The following is a 2,665-nucleotide window of genomic DNA, read 5'->3' on the forward strand; positions in this document are numbered from 1 at the left end:
TCGGGGGGTGCCCCTCTGACCAAATCCCCCCGGACCCGTCCCCGGCCCTAGCCGGGGACGTCACACTCTCCCGACGGACAATTGCTCGCCGGCACCTTGGTGACTGCCCGGATCCTGGCGGCCGCGAAGGCGGCGGCCCGGGCGAGCGGGAGACCGGCCGGTGTGGCGAGGCGCCGGGCGAGCGACCGGTGGTCGGCCAGCGCCCAGAGACAGGCGACGAAGGCGTGGTGGCCGCGCCACACCTCTCCGGTGTCGCCCACCACGGTGATCTCGCCGAGCGACGCGTCGTGGTCGAGCCCGGGGAAGAGCTCGTGGGCCTCGGCGGAGGCGGCCGCGACGAACTCCAGCGGGACGAGTTGCCGCTGCCCGCGCAGCCAGGCGGTGAGGCTGCGACAGAGCGGGCAGGCGGGATCGTGGAGCACGGTGAGCCACCGCACGGGCGGCGGTGCGTCCTGGCCGGCGGTCACGCCGGGCCCGGCGTGACGTGGCCCTGCGCCGGGACCGGCGGGCGCGACGATGTCATCGGCTCGCGCTCCTGCGTGCCCCGGCGGCGGATCCGGCTCAGCACGTAGACGTTTCCGAGGTGCATCGCCCCGAGCACCAGCAGCACGGTGCCGAGCTTGTACGAGAGCGCGTTGAAGACGCCCTGGACGTTGCCCACCTGCTCGTCGCTGCGCATCCAGAGCGCGACGAACCCGAGGTTGATCAGGTAGAAGCCGACCACGAGCAGGTGGTTGACGGCGTCGGCGAGCCGGTCGTCCCCGGCGAAGACGTCCGCCAGGAAGATCCGGCCGTTCCGGCTGAGCGTGCGGGCCACCCAGATCGTCACACCGGTGGCGATCGGCAGATAGACGGCATAGCTGACGACTGTGTAGTCCACGGGACTACTCCCCTCCGCGTTTCGAACGCGTTCAAAACCTTGTCGAGGAACACTGTAGCGCCACTTTGAACGTGTTCAATACCGGCGGGGGGGGGGTGATCTTCGGACGCTTGTGACTCCCTGGATGAGTGGATCCGACGTGACGGTGGTCGGCGCCGGGCCGGCCGAGGCCTCGGGAGCGTGCGGCCGGAGAGCCGGTCGGGCTGCTCAGGCCAACCGCCTCGCGGATATGGTGTGGCGGGTCCGCCGAGGCCATGAACGGGAGGGGCTCATGACGGTCGGGCATCGGTGGCTGCTGGACGAGACTCCCTGGCCCGAGCCGGCCACGCTGCTCTACGGCGAGATGGTGGAACTGGCGACGCCGCACCCGCCCGTCCCGGAACTGGGCCGGCTCGGGCCGGAGACCGTGGGCAGCCGTGGTGTGATCGTCGGGTGTGCCATTGCGCCGGACGAGCGCGACGGCCGGGTCGGACCGCTCTACTCGGTGGAGACCGAGGACGGCAGCCCCTGGAGGCTGCGGCCGGAGTTCCTGGTCTCCCGGGGAGGACTTCATCCCGGCATGCCGCCCCGTTATCGCAGCGACCTGCCCGAGGGAACCCGCGTCCGAATCCGTATGGAGTCGGACACCCCGGGCGCGACGGCGGATGCTGTCGGGGAGGTCACCGGGATCTGGTGGACGACGTCCTTGGAGCCCCCGAAGGGCTACATCGTGCAGGTCGGCGAGTACTCCCACTACGTGACCCCGCAGCAGACCGAGGTCCTCTGACTCGGCGAGGACCTGCCCGCGGTCACCTATTCGGATCCAGTCGCCCAACGGGAAGGACGGAGTCGACGTTCGAGGTCGCGCAGGTCCTTGGCGATGGACGAGCGGACCTTGCGCGCCATGATCGGCGCGGCCAGGCGGTAGTAGCCTCCGGCGTCGCCCCGCACCCGGATTCGGGCGAGGGTGCCGCCGGGGTGCGGGGCGAAGCGATAGGTGACGTGCATCGGCATCGGACCGGCGACCGAGACCATGTCCAGCAGCCGCAGCGGCTCGTACTCCGCCACGCGCAGCACGTAGTCGATGCGCTTGCCGAGGAAGTGCGCCGTACGGGTGACCTCGGCACCGACACCGAACCCGCCCTCGTCTGCCTCACGGGTCAGCCGGGCCTCGCGGATGCCCTGGGTCCACTCGGCGTCGTGGCGCCAGTCCATCGCATAGCCGGCCACCACGTCGGGCGGCAGCGGGATCACCCGTTCGGCGGTCTCGTCAATCGTCATGGTGCTGTTCGGGCCCTCTCCGGATCTCGGCGCACTCAGGCCTCACAACCAGGGTTGCGCCGACCGGCCGCCGGCGCTCGGTGGAAGGCGCTCGCCCCGGCCGGCACGGCGACCGGCGGACCGTGGCCGCCGTTTTGCCTCGGGAGTGGAGGCGGAGTAGTGTTCCCGAGTCGCTCGACAGGGAGCACCGGACACGCATCGGCGCGGACGGTCCCGGAGCGGCCAAATCCACGAAAGACACCACGTCCCGGTACGAAGCGGGTCGGGCTCGCCATGTGCGCGTTCGGCTCGATGCGTATTCGGTGTGCGCGTTTATCGGGATTGCATTCGGACTTCGGCCGGATTCGCTTTGCGGAGCGGGGATCGGCTAGAGTTTGGAACATCGGACGGGGCAACAGCGCCGAAAGACACCAGCGAATCGGACGAATGGAACTCCGGAAAACGGAGCGGAAAACATCTGATAAGCTGGAAACACGAAAGAACGAAGCGCCCGGAGGGCCCGCTGGAAGGCGGCTCGAAGGAAGC

General features: G+C 69.9%; 4 protein-coding genes. 1 reads left to right on the top strand and 3 read right to left on the bottom strand.

Annotated features, from left to right (window positions below; genetic code table 11):
* Positions 1–47: 47 nt before the first annotated feature.
* The gene (locus ACFV4G_RS42645) at positions 48–467 is read right to left on the bottom strand and encodes a thiol-disulfide oxidoreductase DCC family protein (protein ID WP_380448923.1); all 420 of its coding nucleotides are present in this window, start codon (positions 465–467) and stop codon (positions 48–50) included.
* Entirely contained in the window at positions 464–880 is a 417-nt protein-coding gene (locus ACFV4G_RS42650) for a hypothetical protein (RefSeq protein WP_380448925.1), read from the bottom strand. The genes ACFV4G_RS42645 and ACFV4G_RS42650 overlap by 4 nt, the downstream gene beginning before the upstream one ends.
* A gap of 271 nt (positions 881–1,151) precedes the next feature.
* On the opposite strand from ACFV4G_RS42650, the gene ACFV4G_RS42655 reads away from it, so the two are divergent.
* Positions 1,152–1,646, top strand: a complete 495-nt coding sequence (locus ACFV4G_RS42655; protein WP_380448927.1) for a hypothetical protein — start codon at positions 1,152–1,154, stop codon at positions 1,644–1,646.
* Positions 1,647–1,672: 26 nt separating this feature from the next.
* On the opposite strand, the gene ACFV4G_RS42660 is transcribed toward ACFV4G_RS42655, so the two are convergent.
* The gene (locus tag ACFV4G_RS42660; RefSeq protein WP_380448929.1) at positions 1,673–2,140 is read right to left on the bottom strand and encodes an SRPBCC family protein; all 468 of its coding nucleotides are present in this window, start codon (positions 2,138–2,140) and stop codon (positions 1,673–1,675) included.
* Positions 2,141–2,665 lie beyond the last annotated feature (525 nt).

The sequence above is a fragment of the Kitasatospora sp. NPDC059747 genome, assembly GCF_042732955.1.
Taxonomy (GTDB): domain Bacteria; phylum Actinomycetota; class Actinomycetes; order Streptomycetales; family Streptomycetaceae; genus Kitasatospora.

What these genes read in the sequence shown, in the direction of transcription:
- ACFV4G_RS42660 (WP_380448929.1), bottom strand. Translation starts at nt 2,140, where the DNA reads ATGACGATTGACGAGACCGCCGAACGGGTGATCCCGCTGCCGCCCGAC.
- ACFV4G_RS42655 (WP_380448927.1), top strand. Translation starts at nt 1,152, where the DNA reads ATGACGGTCGGGCATCGGTGGCTGCTGGACGAGACTCCCTGGCCCGAG.